Origin of the sequence: Bacillus sp. BF2-3, from assembly GCF_008368795.1 — a bacterium.
GTDB lineage: Bacteria > Bacillota > Bacilli > Bacillales > Bacillaceae_G > Bacillus_A > Bacillus_A cereus.
Genome location: NZ_QOSA01000010.1, coordinates 262,682 through 278,894, shown reverse-complemented (window position 1 = coordinate 278,894; position 16,213 = coordinate 262,682). Strand labels below are relative to the sequence as shown.

Genomic DNA, 16,213 nt, shown 5'->3' with positions numbered 1-16,213 from the left:
TTCGTTTATGTTACCCTTTATTTTTCGTTTTATTCGAAGTTTGTAATCTTTCATAAACAGTAGAAAGTGCTTGCTCAAATTTTCCTGTCGTTTTCGGTTTATAATATTGCTTGCTTTTTATTTTATCAGGTAAGTATTGTTGCCTTACCCAGCCGTTTGGATGGTCGTGCGGATATAAATATCCAATGCCTCTTCCAAGTGATTCTGCGCCTTTGTAATGACTATCTTTTAAATGGCTTGGAATGTCACCTGTTTGACCGTTGCGTAAATCGTGTAATGCAGCATCAAGTGCTTTATAAGCTGAATTTGATTTTGGTGATAAGCATAGCTCGATAACGGCATTTGCAAGTGGGATGCGTGCTTCTGGGAATCCAACTCGTTCAGCTGATTCAATTGCAGCTAGTGTACGTGGTCCAGCTTGTGGGCTAGCAAGTCCAATATCTTCATAAGCCATAATAAGAAGGCGTCTGCCAATGCTTTGTAAATCACCTGCTTCAATAAGGCGTGCTAAATAATGGAGTGCTGCATTTACATCACTTCCGCGCACTGATTTTTGAAATGCTGATAATACATCATAATGAGCATCGCCGCCTTTGTCGTGGACGAAGCTCTTCTTTTGTAAGCATTCTTCTGCAATCTCGAGTGTGATTTCAGCCGCTTGATCGTCTGTAGTAAAGCTAGATAATACAGCAAGCTCAAGTGCGTTATAAGCGGAACGCATATCACCACCAGAGGCGTTTGCAAAGTGATGTAGTGCTTCATCTGTTACCGTTACTGCATATTCTCCAAGCCCTTTTTCTTTATCTTCTAAAGCTCTTTTTAACCCAATTAAAATATCTTCTTCTGTTAGTGCGTGTAATTCGAAAATTTGACACCTGCTTCGAATAGCGGAGTTTATTGCATGGAATGGATTACTTGTCGTAGCACCAATTAAAGTAAGAAGTCCGCTTTCTAAGTGAGGTAATAGAAAGTCTTGCTTTGCTTTATCTAGACGGTGAACTTCATCTAAAATTAAAACGAGGTGTCGATGCATCTTCGCTTCTTGTACGACAACTTCCATATCTTTTTTATTGTGAGTAACAGCGTTCAATAGACGAAACGGGGTACCGGTACTTCCTGCAATTGCACTGGCAATGGATGTTTTTCCTGTACCTGGAGGACCGTATAAAATCATAGATTGAAAATGATTGGCTTGGACCATTCGCCATAAAATCTTTCCTTCACCAACTAAATGTTGTTGCCCAATAATTTCTTGAATATTTGTAGGGCGCATTCGATGTGCGAGTGGTTGTTTCATTTGGACCGTCTCCCTTAATATATAATCTCGTTCTATCGTATCATTTTTTTCTACGGAATTTGAAATAGGATGCTGTTTTATGGGAAAAATGAAGGTTAATATTTTCATTTTTCTTTCAATTGTAATAATTTCCGAGTTTTTCAATGTGATTTTATGTTATCATTTTGATACACAAGTTGAAATTTCTTATAATACTATATTATGCTATAATTTCATAGGATTTTAAATTGTGTTCTTTTTATAAATAAGATATAACCAATAGAAGTGAAAATTTGAAAAGAGGTGCAAAATAGATGAAGATTTCAACAAAAGGCCGCTATGGCTTAACAATTATGATTGATCTTGCAAAAAAGTTTGGTGAAGGTCCGATTTCATTAAAATCAATTGCGCAGGCGCATGACTTATCCGAGCATTACTTAGAGCAATTAATTTCACCACTTCGTAACGCTCGTCTTGTAAAAAGTACGCGCGGGGCATACGGCGGATATGTATTATCTGATCAACCGGCTAACATTACAGCTGGGGATGTAATCCGTGTATTAGAGGGACCGATTAGTGTTGTAGAAATGATAGAAGAAGAAGAGCCAGCACAGCGCCAGTTATGGATGCGTGTTCGTGATGCGGTGCAAGAAGTGTTAGATAGTACAACGTTAGAAGATTTAGTACGTTATGAGGAAGAAAATCACGGGGGCTATATGTTTTACATTTAATTCCTTGTGAAACGATTTGGAAAGAAGGAGATTTAATGGAACGCATTTACTTAGATCATGCTGCGACATCTCCGACTCACCCAGAAGTGGTCGAAAAGATGATTCCATATATGACAGAAATATTCGGGAACCCGTCTAGTATTCACTTTTATGGACGTCAAACTCGCCATGCAGTAGATGAGGCGAGACGAGTGTGTGCACGCAGCATTCATGCGAATCCGAATGAAATTATATTTACGAGCGGTGGTACAGAAGCTGATAATTTAGCGCTTATCGGTGTAGCACGTGCGAACCGTCATAAAGGTAACCACATAATAACGACGCAAATTGAACATCATGCGATTTTGCATACGTGCGAATTGTTAGAGCGTGAAGGGTTTGAAGTGACATATTTACCTGTCGATGAAACAGGGCTTATTCAAGTTTCTGACATACAAAAGGCATTAACAGAAGAGACGATTCTTGTATCTGTTATGTTTGGGAATAATGAAGTAGGGACAATGCAACCAATTGTGGAAATAGGAAAGTTGCTAAAAGATCATCAAGCTTATTTCCATACAGATGCGGTACAAGCTTACGGTTTAGTAGAAATTAATGTGAAAGAGTTTGGAATTGATTTATTATCAATTTCAGCTCATAAAATTAATGGGCCAAAAGGTGTAGGGTTCTTATACGCTGGTGCAAATGTGAAATTTGAACCGTTATTAATAGGCGGAGAGCAAGAAAGAAAACGCCGTGCTGGTACGGAAAATGTGCCTAGTATTGCTGGGCTTCAGCATGCAATTCTTATAGCTGAAAAAACTCGTGAGCAAAAAAATGCCCAATATGAAGAGTTTAAAGATATAATGGTATCTGTCTTCAAAAATGAAGGCATTACTTTCGAGGTAAACGGAAACTTAGAACATCGCTTACCGCATGTACTTAATGTAAGTTTTACAGGAATGAACATTGAACCATTTCTTGTGAACTTAGACCTTGCTGGCATTGCAGTATCAAGCGGTTCTGCTTGTACAGCTGGTTCGATTGATCCATCACATGTATTAGTAGCGATGTTTGGAAAAGACTCCGATCAAATACGTTCATCCGTACGCTTTAGTTTTGGACTTGGAAATACGAAAGAGCAAATTGAAAAAGCGGCGTACGAAACAGTGAAAATCGTGAAGCGATTAACACAAAATTAGCATGGGAGGTGACATGATGAACAAACTACCTCACGAAACACGCGTTGTCATCGGAATGTCCGGTGGCGTCGATTCATCTGTAGCAGCACTTTTATTAAAAGAGCAAGGTTATGATGTAATCGGAATTTTTATGAAAAACTGGGATGATACAGATGAGAATGGTGTCTGCACAGCAACAGAAGATTACAATGATGTAATTGAAGTGTGTAACCAAATTGGTATTCCGTATTATGCAGTAAACTTTGAAAAACAATACTGGGATAAAGTATTTACGTACTTCTTAGATGAGTATCGAGCTGGTCGTACACCAAACCCAGATGTAATGTGTAATAAAGAAATTAAATTTAAAGCATTTTTAGAGCATGCAATTGCGCTTGGTGCGGATTATGTGGCAACAGGCCATTATGCACGCGTTGCTTATATGGACGGCGAATATAAAATGCTTCGCGGCGTTGATGACAATAAAGATCAAACATATTTCTTAAATCAATTAAGCCAAGAGCAATTATCAAAAACAATGTTCCCGTTAGGTGAATTAAAGAAACCGCAAATTCGTGAAATGGCGAAAGAAGCTGGCTTAGCGACAGCGGCGAAAAAAGATAGTACAGGTATTTGCTTCATTGGTGAGCGTAACTTTAAAGATTTCTTAAGTAACTACTTACCGGCACAACCAGGTGTAATGCAAACATTATCTGGTGAAGTGAAAGGGAAGCATGACGGTTTAATGTATTATACAATTGGACAACGTCATGGCCTTGGAATTGGTGGTAATGGTGATCCATGGTTTGCTGTTGGGAAAAATCTAAAAGAAAACATTTTATATGTTGATCAAGGATTCCATAACGAACTTCTATATGGTGATGAAGTTATTGCTACGAATGTAGGATGGGTAAGTAACAAAGAAAAAGAAACCGAATTTAAGTGCACGGCGAAATTCCGTTATCGTCAAGAAGACAATAAAGTAACGGTTCAAATCGTTGATGAAAATACAGTTCGTATTCTTTGTGATGAGCCAATTCGTGCAATTACACCAGGACAAGCAGTCGTTTTCTATGATGGAGATGAGTGCTTAGGCGGTGCTACAATTGATGAAGTATACCGTAGTGGTAAGAAATTGGATTATTTAGGATAAACGAGAAGCCTCTGCCGATTAGCGGTTAGAGGTTTCTTTTACATAAAGCGAATTTTCGTTCGCTTGGAAAATACATTCTTTGTTATAATTTGTTGTAGAGGTGAAGGACATGTCAAACAAACTTGAAACAGGTATTCAATATATGCAAGAAGGAAACTGGGAAGAAGCAGCTAAAAATTTTACAGAAGCAATCGAAGAAAATCCGAAAGATGCGCTTGGATACATTAATTTTGCAAATTTATTAGACGTATTAGGTGATAGCGAGCGAGCGATTTTATTTTATAAACGCGCACTAGAGTTAGATGATAAATCTGCAGCTGCCTATTATGGTTTAGGAAATGTATATTATGGCCAAGAGCAATTTACTGAGGCGAAAGCTGTATTTGAACAAGCAATGCAAGCTGGATTACAATCAGCTGATGTAACATTTATGTTAGGTATCACACATGTACAGCTTGGAAATGATCGTCTTGCACTACCATTCTTACAAAGAGCAACAGAATTAGATGAAAACGATGTAGAAGCTGTATTCCAGTGCGGACTTTGCTTCGCGCGATTAGAACATGTTCAAGAGGCGAAACCTTATTTTGAAAAGGTATTAGAAATGGATGAAGAGCATGCAGATGCGTATTACAATTTAGGTGTTGCGTACGTATTTGAGGAAAATAATGAGAAGGCTCTCGCTTTATTTAAGAAAGCAACTGAAATTCAGCCAGATCACTTTTTAGCGGGTAATGGCGTTCGTTTATTAGAGCAAGAAGCTGAATAAGATAAAAATATAGTTTAATGGGTAGTTATCCCTCATCTAAAAAGGTGGGGGATGTACTGCTCATTAAAGTGAAAATATCGGAAAGGAGAGGAAAGATGGGAAATCAACATGCAATGGATTTGTTTGAGGAAGAGAAAAAGTTTATAAAAGCGCAAGTTCTTCATACCATTTTCCACAACGAAGAAAACCTCTATTCCGTTGTCAGTATGAAAGTCATTGAAACGAATGAAACGTATGACGAAAAGAAAGTAATGATAAACGGTCATTTTCCCCGCATGCATGAAGATGAAGTGTTTACATTGACAGGTCATTTTAAGGACCATCCAAAGTATGGAAAACAATATATGGTTGAAACATTTAAAAAAGAATTGCCGCAAACAAAAGCAGGTATGGTGCAATATTTAGCGAGTGATTTATTTAAAGGGATAGGAAAACGTACAGCTGAAAAAATTGTGGACCATCTCGGAGAACATGCTATTTCTAAAATTATGGATGACCCTGAGGCGTTAAATGGTGTTGTTAATAAACAAAAGGCTCAGGAAATATATGAGACAATTGTTGAACATCAAGGATTAGAGAAAGTAATGAGCTTTTTAAATGGCTACGGTTTTGGAACGAAACTTTCTATTAAGATTTACCAGCAATATAAAGAGATGACATTAGAAGTGATTCGTAATAATCCGTATCAACTTATTGAAGAAGTGGACGGGATTGGTTTTGGAAGAGCGGATGATATAGGGCGTGCGTTAGGGATATCGGGTAATCATGACGACCGTGTACGAGCGGGATGTTTTTACACATTAGAGAATGTCTCATTACAACTTGGTCATGTTTATATGAGGAAAGATCAACTTGTAAGAGAAACGATGTCACTTTTAAACAATCAAGAAGGAAGAGTGACTGAGGAAGATATTATAGGTTGTATTGAAACGATGCAAAGTGAAGGGAAAGTCATCATAGAAGAAGAACGAGTGTATTTAGCGACGTTATTCTACTCTGAAAAAGGTGTTGTAAAGTCTATTCGCAGGCTTATGAATCAAGAAGAAACACCTTCATTTCCAGAAGCGGAAGTGTTAAAAACGTTAGGTGAAATTGAAGAACAACTGAACGTACAATATGCACCGTTTCAGCAAGAAGCAATTCAAACGGCACTTCATAAACCGATGATGTTATTGACAGGTGGACCAGGAACAGGGAAAACAACAGTTATTAAAGGGATTGTTGAAATGTATGCGTCACTTCACGGATTATCGTTAAATCCGAATGAATACAGTGATGATAATCCATTTCCAATACTATTAACAGCTCCAACAGGAAGAGCAGCGAAGCGGATGAGTGAATCGACAGGACTTCCAGCTTGCACAATTCACCGTTTACTTGGTTGGACGCCAGAAGGATCTTTCCAGCGTAATGAAACGGATCCTGTCCAAGGTAAGCTCCTTATTATCGATGAATTTTCAATGGTTGATATTTGGCTTGCAAATCAGCTATTTAAGTCGTTGCCGACGAATATTCAAGTTATCGTTGTAGGTGATGAAGATCAGTTGCCATCTGTAGGACCTGGACAAGTATTAAAAGATTTATTAAATGCAGGCGCAGTTCCGACAGTGAAGCTTACTGAAATTTATCGTCAAGCGGAAGGCTCATCAGTGATTCAACTTGCCCATGCGATAAAAAATGGAACTCTACCACCAGATTTAGCGCAAAACAAAAAAGATCGTTCGTTTATCAGCTGTACAGGGGCTCAAATTGTTGAGGTTGTGAAAAAAGTTTGCGAAAATGCTAAAACAAAAGGCTTTAGTGCAAGGGATGTTCAAGTATTAGCACCGATGTACCGCGGGCCTGCTGGTATTAATGTATTAAACGAAGCGCTGCAACAAGTATTTAATCCGAAGAGGGAAAAGAGTAAAGAAATTGCTTACGGTGATGTTGTGTACCGAAGAGGTGATAAAGTACTGCAACTCGTGAATCAGCCGGAGAGCCAAGTGTTTAATGGTGATATTGGGGAAATTGTTTCGGTGTTTTATGCAAAAGAAAACGTTGAGCAACAAGATATGATTATCGTTTCATTTGATGGAATTGAGGTAACGTATACGAAGCCCGATTTAAATCAAATTACGCATGCATATTGTTGTTCCATTCATAAATCACAAGGTAGTGAATTTCCGATTGTTATTATGCCAATCGTGAAAAGTTACAACCGTATGTTACGTCGTAATTTAATTTACACGGGTATTACAAGAAGTAAGAAGTTCCTTATTATTTGCGGGGAGGAAGCAGCTTTCCAATCTGGTGTAAATCGCCTTGATGATGCAATGCGTCAAACAACTTTAGCTAGTCGCTTGCAAGAATCACAAGGAGAAGTACAGATGGTCACAGTTAATGGCGAGGAAATGGACGTGGAAAACATTTCACCGTATGATTTCATGTAACAAGGTGAAATTATATAGTGAAACTTTCAAACGCATAGCGTTGAAAGGCTCCAGTAATGTATAAATGAATGCAGTTTGGACATAATGGCGAATAGAATCTGGGAGACTGTAAGGAGATGAAAGCCATATGTTCATTTGTCCAAATTGCAAAGGGAAAGACATTGGAAAAATAGGTGTCAACCAATTTTATTGCTGGAATTGTTATATCGAATTATCGGTTTCAAAGGGGAAAATCCATACACATCAAGTTGAGGAAGACGGTTCATTAAGCTCTCTTGATGATTTATTTGATGAGAATGAAAGAACGATCGGATAACGAAAAGGGGGATTTACTTTGAATCTACGCAATTCATTAATCGCATTAGGTGTTGGAGCTGCAGCATATCAATATGCTCGTAAACAAGATGTATTTTCAAAACGCAATATGAAAAAAGCACGTAAGATGATTAAGTCTTACTTATAATCATTTCGATAAATTGAAAAACTCCCTTGTAGACAAGGGAGTTTTTTTATGCACCCATATGCAAATAAAAAAGTCCGATCTCTGAGAAAAGATAAGATAGACCGTAGCAGCCAACGCCAAGTATTCCATACTGCCATAATTGCTTCGCTTTTTCTTTACGTGAGGAATGAATAAAGAACCCCTTCCAAATACCGAACCCGATACAAATCCATTCAAGAATCATAAAAAGTGCTGATAATCCAAGCATAAACAAAACCATAATTAGCCCTCCTGATTATATTAATTCATGCTGTATTCTCAGGGGTGGTTGTCCTTGTTATGTTATTTATATGTACGTCTTTAAAAAACAGTATGGTCCGTATGAAAAGATTTTAAAAGTTTCGCACATAACCTACCCCATTTATTTTCAAAATAAAGGTGGAGGAGGTTTTTCATGTGAAGAATCTTAAAATCATTTGGATATATCGTTTAGGATTATTGTTACTTGTTTTTCTTTGTCTGCTCGTCTTTTTAAAAATTAAGCCGCTATGGGCACCGATTATTTTTGTATTTAAAGTAGCAATCACGCCGTTTCTTATCGCGTGTTTTATTGCGTATTTATTGCACCCTTTAATTGAAAAAATTCATAAGGAAGGGATGCCCCGTACACTTGCCATTTTGCTCATTTATATCCTTTTCTTTGGCGGAATTGGTTATGGGATTTATAAAGGAACACCAGTCGTTATTAAACAGTTACAAGAGATTAATGAACAATTTCCCCAGTTTACAAAGATGTACGATTCGTGGATGGATGGCGTTACAGAACAAACAGCGAATTTCCCTTCGTTCATTCATGAAAAGGTGAAACAACTTTTTGTGGGTGTGGAAACGAAGATTCAAGCGCTTTTAAATAAAGTGATGAGTACAGCTCGTGGTGTACTCGATTCATTGCTCATTATTTTCTTAATACCGTTCATTGTATTTTACATATTAAAAGATTATGGTGAGTTTTATCATATCTTTTGGAAACTAGTCCCAAGTAAATGGCGAGGTACGGGGCAAATGCTTGCGAAAGAAATTGATAAGTCACTTGGAAGCTATATTCGAGGACAGTTATTTGTTTGTTTAGTATTAGGGGGAGTATCAGCTCTTTCTTTTTGGTTTATCGGTATGAAATATCCATTATTGCTTGGCATTATTATTGGGGTAACGGATATAATCCCATACTTCGGTCCTATTTTAGGAGCGATCCCGACGTTAATGATTGCAGCAACAGTATCAACGAGTTTACTTATTAAGGCGGGGATCACGATTGCGATTTTGCAATTTGTGGAGAGTAACATTTTATCGCCTTACATCGTTGGTAAGTCACTTCGTATGCATCCCGTTATTATTATGCTTGCCTTACTAGTTGGGGGAGAGGTAGCTGGGATTGTAGGATTGCTAATATCGGTTCCGGTTTTAGCAGTTATTCGCACTGTCATTGTTCATGTGAGACCGCTCTTGAAAAAAGAAGATGTGTAAGTATAGAAGCCCTCTATGTAAGAAATAGAGGGCTAATCATATATTTATTTAGAAAGTTGCTCGTGTATTTTTTGAACGAGGGAGCTCACATCATTTGTTTGAATATGTTTTATTTTTTTTCCATTCGTTATCATACATAAATATAATTTGATTGTTGAAAAGACGCTTTTGTTCTTTTAGATTAGAAATTTTTGCGAAAGAGTACTCTTCAAATATTGGATTCTTACTTACATCTGGCCCATAAAAGAATAGTCTTTTGTTCGTTAAAATTAGCAATCCTGGCCTTGCGACGGAACGATAAATAAATATGTCTAATGAACATGCTGCGTAAAATAATATCGTTTCGTCAGTCGCTAATATGTTTTTAGCTTTGCTAAGTAAGGTTGTCATTGTGATCGCTCCTTTATTTTATTAACAATAATTTAATTGTAGCAAAAAAAGTAATATTTAGAAATTTTTATAAATCATTCTTATAAGGAGATTCCGATTTGTTAATAAACGCATAATATATGAAAAGGCTGTTAAGAATGAATAGTAGAATACCTATGATTAATAAGCAATTAATACAATATAAATGATTATCTACATTGACAAACTTAAGAGAATTCTATTATATTTAGTCATATAATACATTAAATCAATGACGGAACAAGTACGTTACAGTCCATTTATAGAGAGAAGCTTCCATATGGCTGAAAGAAGCTTTAAATGAAGGGTAACAGAAAGCTAATCCTGAGAGCAGCTAATCACTGCCGTCTTGCCACGTTACGGCACCATGAGGTGATGAATTGATTGTTATTGTAATCAATTCATAATTAGGGTGGTATCGCGAGTTAACTCTCGTCCCTTTTATAGGGACGGGAGTTTTTTATATTTAAGGAGGAAAATACAATGAAACAACTAACAGGCGCACAAATTCGTCAAATGTTTTTAGACTTTTTCCAAGAAAAAGGACATGCAGTAGAACCTAGTGCATCACTAGTTCCGCATGAAGATCCATCTCTTTTATGGATTAATAGTGGTGTAGCTACATTAAAAAAATATTTTGATGGACGTGTAATCCCACAAAATCCACGTATTACAAATGCTCAAAAATCAATTCGTACAAACGATATTGAAAACGTAGGGAAAACAGCTCGTCACCATACATTCTTTGAAATGTTAGGAAACTTCTCAATTGGTGATTACTTCAAAGAAGAAGCAATTACATGGGCTTGGGAATTCTTAACGAGCGACAAATGGATCGGATTCGATAAAGAATTACTATCAGTTACAATCCATCCAGAAGATGAAGAAGCATTCACAATTTGGAATGAGAAAATGGGCGTTCCAAAAGAGCGTATTATTCGCTTAGAAGAAAACTTCTGGGATATCGGTGAAGGACCAAGTGGACCGAATACAGAGATTTTCTATGACCGCGGAGAAGCTTACGGTAATGACTTTAGTGACCCAGAATTATATCCAGGCGGAGAAAACGAGCGTTACTTAGAAGTATGGAACCTTGTATTCTCTCAATTTAACCATAATCCAGACGGTTCATATACACCACTTCCTAAGAAAAACATTGATACAGGGATGGGTCTAGAGCGTATGACATCTATCGTTCAAGATGTACCTACGAACTTTGATACAGACCTATTCATGCCGATGATTGGTGCAACAGAAACAATTTCTGGTGAAAAATATCGTAATGGCGATTTAGAAAAAGATATGGCATTCAAAGTAATTGCTGACCATATCCGTACAGTAACATTCGCTGTTGGTGACGGTGCTCTTCCATCTAACGAAGGCCGTGGTTATGTATTACGTCGTTTATTACGCCGCGCTGTTCGTTATTCGAAGAAATTAAACATCAACCGTCCATTTATGTTTGAATTAGTACCGGTTGTTGGAGAAGTAATGAAAGACTTCTATCCAGAAGTACTTGAAAAGAAAGATTTCATTGCGAAAGTTGTGAAGAACGAAGAAGAGCGTTTCCATGAAACACTTCATGATGGTGAAGCGATTTTAGCTGAAGTAATTGCAAAAGCAAAAGAAGAAAAAACAACTGTTATTTCTGGAGTAGATGCGTTCCGTCTATATGACACATACGGTTTCCCAATTGAATTAACAGAAGAATATGCAGAAGAAGCTGGCATGACAGTTGATCATGAAGGCTTTGAAAATGAAATGGAAAAACAACGTGAGCGTGCACGTGCTGCTCGTCAAGACGTTGATTCTATGCAAGTTCAAGGTGGTGTCCTTGGAGAAATTAAAGTAGCGAGCGAATTCGTTGGTTACGGTACAGTTGCAACAGAAAGTAACGTTGTTGCACTTGTGAAAAACGGCGAATACACAGACAGCTTACAAGCTGGTGAAGAAGGACAGTTAATTCTTGATGTAACACCATTCTATGCTGAGAGTGGTGGACAAATTGCAGACCGTGGTTACCTTCTTGCAGATGGTGTGAAAGTTCTTGTAAAAGACGTACAAAAAGCACCAAACGGCCAAAACTTGCATAAAGTTGTTGTTGAAGAAGGTACATTAACGAAAGATGCGGCTGTAAAAGCTATTATCGATACGAAAAACCGTAGTAGCGTTGTAAAAAATCATACAGCAACTCACTTACTACACCAAGCATTAAAAGACGTACTTGGAACACACGTTAACCAAGCAGGTTCTCTTGTAACTTCTGAACGTCTACGTTTTGACTTCTCTCACTTCGGTCAAGTACAAGCTGACGAATTAGAAAAAATTGAGCGTATGGTAAACGAAAAAATTTGGGAAAGTATTGATGTTGAGATTTCTCAAAAAGCAATCGAAGAAGCGAAAGAAATGGGCGCAATGGCATTATTCGGTGAAAAATACGGAGATGTTGTACGCGTTGTACAAGTTGGCGATTACAGCTTAGAGCTTTGTGGTGGTTGTCACGTTGATAATACAGCTTCTATCGGTATTTTCAAAATCGTTGCTGAGTCTGGTATTGGTGCAGGAACTCGTCGTATTGAAGCAGTAACTGGTAAGTCTGCATACGAATTAATGAACGATCAAGTAGGTTTATTAAAAGAAGCAGCAGGAAAAATGAAAACAAATCCGAAAGATATTTTAACAAGAGTTGATGGTCTATTTGCTGAAGTGAAACAACTGCAAAAAGAAAATGAATCTCTTGCTACGAAATTAAGCAATATCGAAGCTGGAAACTTAACTGATTCTGTAATGACAGTTGATGGTGTGAATGTATTAGCAGCGAAAGTAAATGTTGCAGATATGAACAACTTACGTACGATGATGGATGATCTGAAAAATAAATTAGAGTCAGCAGTTGTTGTATTAGCGTCTGTTAATGACGATAAAGTAAACATCCTAGCAGGTGTAACGAAAGACTTAATTAGCCAAGGTTACCATGCTGGTAAACTTGTGAAAGAAGTAGCTTCTCGTTGCGGCGGTGGCGGTGGTGGCCGTCCTGATATGGCACAAGCAGGCGGTAAAAACCCAGCTCAAGTCGAAGAAGCTTTAGCATTTGTACAAGAGTACGTTAAATCTGTTTCAAAATAAAGAGATAGTAGTGTACAATGGTAGGGAGAGGAGAAGTTCTTCTCCCTATACTTACTATATAAGTGAGGTGCTTGAAATGGACGGTTTTGATAAAACAATGAAGTTTAGCATTCAAGATGAAAAACAGAGTGTCCATGTAAATGATGTACTTTTAACTGTGTATGATGCACTTCAAGAAAAAGGCTATAATCCGATTAACCAAATCGTCGGTTATTTATTAAGTGGAGACCCAGCATACATACCTCGCCATAAAGATGCACGTAGCATCATTCGCAAGCTTGAACGTGATGAGTTAATTGAAGAGCTTGTGAAGTCTTACTTGAAACATCATCGTGAGGAGTAGTTTATGCGGATATTAGGTTTAGATGTAGGTACAAAAACAGTCGGAGTTGCAATTAGCGACGAGATGGGCTGGACAGCACAAGGATTAGAAACAATTAAGATTAACGAAGAACGAGGTCACTTTGGTTTTGATCGTATTTCTGAGTTAGTAAAGCAGTACAATGTGGACAAAATAGTAGTAGGTTTACCTAAAAATATGAATGGTACAATTGGCCCACGTGGTGAAGCGTGCCAACAATTTGCAGAAAACCTACGAGAGCTGTTACAATTAGACGTTGTAATGTGGGACGAGCGTTTGTCAACAATGGCAGCGGAACGTCTACTCATTTCAGCCGATGTAAGCCGTAAGAAGCGAAAGCAAGTAATTGATAAGATGGCTGCAGTCGTAATCTTACAAGGATTTTTAGATAGTAAATAAGAGGTGACCAAAATGGAAGAAAATCAAATTACAATTGTAGACGAAAAAGGTAACGAACATTTATGTGAAATTATTTTCACTTTTGACGCTGAAAAATTTGGCAAAAAATCATACGTAGTCTTCTCTCCAATCGGTGAAGTAGACGAAGATGGAGACCAAATTTATGATGCAATGGCTTATGAGCAAAATGAAGAAGAGGGCGGAACTTTACTTCCAATCGAATCTGAAGAAGAGTGGGAAATGGTACAAGAAATGTTCAACACTCTAGCTGATGAGCAAGAAGCTGAATAATAAGTACTGAAAAGATGGACGACATACAGTCCATCTTTTTTTGTATTTATATGTAAAATGAAAGATTTTTTGTCGAAACTGTGTAAGTCTTTGTAGTATAATGAGACGGATTGTAGAAAAATAAAGTGTCAATTAAAAAAGATAAGTGAATTTGTTGCGTTTTTACATCATGCTGTATAGAAAGGTGTACATACGGTCTACAATTAAGTAAGGAGGAAATGTTTTGATAGAGAATCAAGTGAAAAAGAAGCGTAGACGCATCTTTTTATTTTCGATTATTGCACTGCTTTTAGTTTGTGGTTCAGTCTATGCGTATATTTCATCCGCATTAGGACCAGTTGATAGCGGGAATAAAAAAGAGATTGAAGTAGAAATTCCGAAAGGATCATCTACAAGTAAAATTGGAGAAATTTTAGAAGAAAAAGGCGCTGTAAAAAACGGTACAGTTTTTAGTTTTTATACAAAGGCTAAATCGAAAAGTTTACAAGCAGGTACATATTTATTAAATCCTTCAATGAATGCTGAAGATGTTATCGAACAAATGTCATCTGGCAACGTGCATCGTCCAGCTCTTTATAAAGTGACGATTAAAGAAGGGGCGCAAGTAACTGAAATTGCAGAAACGATTGCGACAGAACTAAAGTGGAATAAAGATGATGTTACGCGTCAATTAAACGATAAAGCATTTATTCAAAAAATGCAGCAAAAGTATCCGAAGTTATTAACGGATAAAATCTTTGATAGTAATATTAAATACCCATTAGAAGGTTATTTATATCCTGCAACGTATTCGTTTTATAAGAAAGATACAACGTTAGAAGAAATTGTAATTCCAATGCTTGAGAAAACAAATGCAATCATTGTTCAAAATGAGGCGAAAATGAAAGCGAAGAATTGGGATGTTCATCAGCTTTTAACATTATCTTCACTTATTGAAGAAGAGGCAACTGGTTTTACAGATCGTCAAAAGATCTCTAGTGTCTTTTATAATCGTTTAACAAAAGGTATGCCACTTCAAACGGATCCAACGGTATTATATGCACTTGGAAAGCATAAACAACGTGTATTATACGAAGATTTAAAGGTCAACTCACCGTATAATACGTATGTTGTAAAAGGATTGCCGGTAGGGCCGATCGCAAACTCTGGTAAACATTCAGTGGAAGCTGCGTTAGAACCTGCGCAAACAGATTATTATTATTTCTTAGCTGCACCAAGTGGTGAAGTGTATTATGCGAAAACATTAGAAGAGCATAATGCATTAAAGCAAAAATACATTACGAAAAAACAGTGAAATGGGGAGGGATAGCGAAAAAAGTCGCACATCCCTCTTTTTTGTGGTAAAATATATCGGGTTAAAAACTGGCAGAAGAATCGTTTTTAATATCAAAACGGGACGTACAAGCTAAGGGTAAAGCTGGCTTGTATTTTTATTGCATTCTATGTGTGAAAAGACGTCATAGAGGCACTTCTCCATGTAAATAAGGAGGACCATTTATGGAGGATGCAGTTAACGAGTACCTATTATCATTTATTGATCCGAAAGATAAATTAATTCTTGAAATGGAAGAATATGCAACAGAAAATCATGTGCCGATTATGGATCGACTTGGAATGGAATTTATGCTGCAATTTTTACGTTTAATTGGACCGAAAAGCATTTTAGAACTTGGAACAGCAATCGGTTATTCTAGTATTCGTATGATGCAAGCTATTCCAAATTCACGTATTGTGACAGTTGAGCGCAATCGTGAGCGATATGAAAAAGCACTTGAATATATAGAACGTTCCCCAGTAACAGATCGTATTTCAGTTATTTACGGTGATGCGTTAGAGACAGGTGAACAAGTAAAAGAACACGGGACATTTGACGTTATTTTTATTGATGCAGCAAAAGGACAGTATCGTCGCTTTTTTGACTTATATGAACCGTTATTAAATCCTGGTGGAGTAATTATTTCAGATAATGTTATGTACCACGGTCTTGTAACGACAAAAGAGAAAATTGAAAACAGACGTACACGTGGTTTAATCCGTCGTATTAAGACGTACAATGAGTGGCTTATGAATCATGAAGGATATGATACAACGATTTTCCCAATTGGTGATGGAGTAGCTGTTAGTAAAAAGAGAGGGTGACC

Annotated in this window: 16 protein-coding genes, 1 pseudogene and 1 other annotated feature; of the genes and pseudogenes, 14 read left to right on the top strand and 3 right to left on the bottom strand. The window is 37.3% G+C overall.

The window, feature by feature from the left end; translation table 11 throughout:
- Nucleotides 1-10: 10 nt before the first annotated feature.
- Nucleotides 11-1,297, bottom strand: coding sequence for a replication-associated recombination protein A (locus DN401_RS10565; protein ID WP_000812943.1), 1,287 nt, complete (start codon nt 1,295-1,297; stop codon nt 11-13).
- Between the two features lie 293 nt (nt 1,298-1,590).
- Here DN401_RS10565 and cymR point away from each other — a divergent pair, with 293 nt between their 5' ends.
- The 7 genes from cymR to DN401_RS10530 all read left to right on the top strand — a co-directional run bounded on the left by cymR (nt 1,591) and on the right by DN401_RS10530 (nt 7,984).
- Complete coding sequence (cymR, locus tag DN401_RS10560) at nt 1,591-2,007, top strand: cysteine metabolism transcriptional regulator CymR (protein WP_000704116.1); 417 nt, start codon at nt 1,591-1,593, stop codon at nt 2,005-2,007.
- A gap of 35 nt (nt 2,008-2,042) precedes the next feature.
- Nucleotides 2,043-3,188, top strand: coding sequence for a cysteine desulfurase family protein (locus DN401_RS10555; RefSeq protein ID WP_000439881.1), 1,146 nt, complete (start codon nt 2,043-2,045; stop codon nt 3,186-3,188).
- Nucleotides 3,189-3,204: 16 nt separating this feature from the next.
- Nucleotides 3,205-4,320 (top strand): tRNA 2-thiouridine(34) synthase MnmA, encoded by a 1,116-nt coding sequence (gene mnmA / locus DN401_RS10550; RefSeq protein ID WP_001038010.1) that lies wholly within the window; start codon nt 3,205-3,207, stop codon nt 4,318-4,320.
- A 109-nt stretch (nt 4,321-4,429) separates the two neighbouring features.
- Nucleotides 4,430-5,089, top strand: a complete 660-nt coding sequence (locus DN401_RS10545) for a tetratricopeptide repeat protein (protein ID WP_000066409.1) — start codon at nt 4,430-4,432, stop codon at nt 5,087-5,089.
- Between the two features lie 95 nt (nt 5,090-5,184).
- On the top strand, nt 5,185-7,521 hold the full coding sequence (recD2, locus tag DN401_RS10540; RefSeq protein ID WP_000528082.1) for an SF1B family DNA helicase RecD2: 2,337 nt from the start codon (nt 5,185-5,187) through the stop codon (nt 7,519-7,521).
- Between the two features lie 127 nt (nt 7,522-7,648).
- The gene (locus DN401_RS10535) at nt 7,649-7,837 is read left to right on the top strand and encodes a hypothetical protein (RefSeq protein ID WP_000469281.1); all 189 of its coding nucleotides are present in this window, start codon (nt 7,649-7,651) and stop codon (nt 7,835-7,837) included.
- An 18-nt stretch (nt 7,838-7,855) separates the two neighbouring features.
- Entirely contained in the window at nt 7,856-7,984 is a 129-nt protein-coding gene (locus tag DN401_RS10530) for a YrzQ family protein (protein ID WP_001053553.1), read from the top strand.
- 46 nt (nt 7,985-8,030) lie between these two features.
- On the opposite strand, the gene DN401_RS10525 is transcribed toward DN401_RS10530, so the two are convergent.
- A complete protein-coding gene (locus DN401_RS10525; protein ID WP_000242535.1) occupies nt 8,031-8,243 on the bottom strand; it encodes a hypothetical protein in 213 nt (70 codons plus the stop codon).
- Nucleotides 8,244-8,419: 176 nt separating this feature from the next.
- Between DN401_RS10525 and DN401_RS10520 the strand changes: the two genes are divergently transcribed.
- Complete coding sequence (locus DN401_RS10520; RefSeq protein ID WP_000793131.1) at nt 8,420-9,487, top strand: AI-2E family transporter; 1,068 nt, start codon at nt 8,420-8,422, stop codon at nt 9,485-9,487.
- A gap of 44 nt (nt 9,488-9,531) precedes the next feature.
- Here DN401_RS10520 and DN401_RS10515 read toward each other — a convergent pair.
- Nucleotides 9,532-9,877: pseudogene (locus DN401_RS10515) on the bottom strand (PH domain-containing protein).
- 241 nt (nt 9,878-10,118) lie between these two features.
- Nucleotides 10,119-10,338 (top strand) — a binding site (T-box leader).
- 40 nt (nt 10,339-10,378) lie between these two features.
- Here DN401_RS10515 and alaS point away from each other — a divergent pair.
- The 6 genes from alaS to DN401_RS10485 all read left to right on the top strand — a co-directional run bounded on the left by alaS (nt 10,379) and on the right by DN401_RS10485 (nt 16,211).
- Nucleotides 10,379-13,021 (top strand): alanine--tRNA ligase, encoded by a 2,643-nt coding sequence (alaS, locus tag DN401_RS10510; RefSeq protein WP_000811828.1) that lies wholly within the window; start codon nt 10,379-10,381, stop codon nt 13,019-13,021.
- Between the two features lie 76 nt (nt 13,022-13,097).
- Nucleotides 13,098-13,364, top strand: a complete 267-nt coding sequence (locus tag DN401_RS10505; protein ID WP_000348590.1) for an IreB family regulatory phosphoprotein — start codon at nt 13,098-13,100, stop codon at nt 13,362-13,364.
- A 3-nt stretch (nt 13,365-13,367) separates the two neighbouring features.
- Nucleotides 13,368-13,781 (top strand): Holliday junction resolvase RuvX, encoded by a 414-nt coding sequence (gene ruvX / locus DN401_RS10500; RefSeq protein WP_001221193.1) that lies wholly within the window; start codon nt 13,368-13,370, stop codon nt 13,779-13,781.
- Nucleotides 13,782-13,793: 12 nt separating this feature from the next.
- On the top strand, nt 13,794-14,072 hold the full coding sequence (locus DN401_RS10495) for a DUF1292 domain-containing protein (RefSeq protein WP_000392247.1): 279 nt from the start codon (nt 13,794-13,796) through the stop codon (nt 14,070-14,072).
- A gap of 223 nt (nt 14,073-14,295) precedes the next feature.
- Nucleotides 14,296-15,366 carry an endolytic transglycosylase MltG gene (gene mltG, locus DN401_RS10490; RefSeq protein ID WP_000572139.1) on the top strand — a complete coding sequence of 357 codons (1,071 nt, stop codon included), beginning with the start codon at nt 14,296-14,298 and terminating at the stop codon, nt 15,364-15,366.
- Nucleotides 15,367-15,569: 203 nt separating this feature from the next.
- A complete protein-coding gene (locus DN401_RS10485; RefSeq protein ID WP_000389102.1) occupies nt 15,570-16,211 on the top strand; it encodes an O-methyltransferase in 642 nt (213 codons plus the stop codon).
- Nucleotides 16,212-16,213: the final 2 nt, after the last annotated feature.